Origin of the sequence: Pseudomonas putida (assembly GCF_028682395.1) — a bacterium.
GTDB classification, from domain to species: Bacteria; Pseudomonadota; Gammaproteobacteria; order Pseudomonadales; family Pseudomonadaceae; genus Aquipseudomonas; species Aquipseudomonas putida_AB.
The window spans coordinates 1-897 of the sequence record NZ_JANHLC010000032.1 but is presented as its reverse complement, the minus strand read 5'-3'; the positions used below and the strand labels follow the sequence as shown (position 1 = coordinate 897).

General features: G+C 57.7%; 1 protein-coding gene. It reads right to left on the bottom strand.

Annotated elements, in window-relative coordinates:
- Positions 1-119 precede the first annotated feature (119 nt).
- Entirely contained in the window at positions 120-893 is a 774-nt protein-coding gene (locus NPS46_RS25095; protein WP_274112042.1) for a hypothetical protein, read from the bottom strand.
- Positions 894-897 lie beyond the last annotated feature (4 nt).

Genomic DNA, 897 nt, shown 5'->3' with positions numbered 1-897 from the left:
GCAGTGCTCGCTGAGGTTGACCAGGGCATCGTTGGCGGTCTGGTGGAAGCGCTGAAGAATTGCAGACATAGGGATTCCTCGCCCGCCGGTAGTCGGCAGGCTGGTAGGTGGGAGAGGGGTTAAGCTGTTGCGGCGATATCGGCTTCGGCCATCTCGCAGAAAAAGCTGCAGTTGGGCAGCTTCTCGTTGCGCGCGATTGGGCCAACAGGAAGGTCGCGCAAAGGGAATCGCTCATCCTTCCTAGGTCCTGACCGGTAGCGAAGAAACCATGAGCCGGGCCCCAGTTCGTCCTGAACCAAACACCGCTGCTCGAACACCTCTGGAAAGTCTTCACGAATTGCGCGCCAATACCCTTCGCCGCCTTTTGGGCAGCCAATACAGTTCGCGTTGTAATAGCCGATGCGATACATGGCAGGCAGTTCGATACCGGCTCGTTCTATGATGGCTTTGCAGTCCTCTTTGCCCAGGCCTCGATCTATTAGCGGCGCAATCACTGGTCGGTCTGGGTTTCTTTCTCTGAAGTCGTCCAGCCGATCGGTCTCTTCAGCGGTGTAGCCGAAGATCATCACGTCACCAGGCTGTTCGTAGGTGGAGAGCAGCCTGCGCTTAAGCAGCGTCGAGCATGGCGCTCCGTGAGGGCCCTTCATATACCGTTCGCGTAGGAACACGCTCTGCACGTCGGCCCCGTATTTATCATCCCGAAGCACGGTGATAGATTGGCCGAACCAGACTTCACAGTCCTGGGCGAACCGCCGGTTGTCGTCGTGCTCATTGGCCAGGAAGGCGTTGATTATCTGCACATCGTGGGTTGGGCCATATTCGGCCAGCGCCAGTTTGGTGGCGACCGCAGAAGCAGCACCGCAGCTGAACTGGCAAACGATTCTGTTACTCATGGCT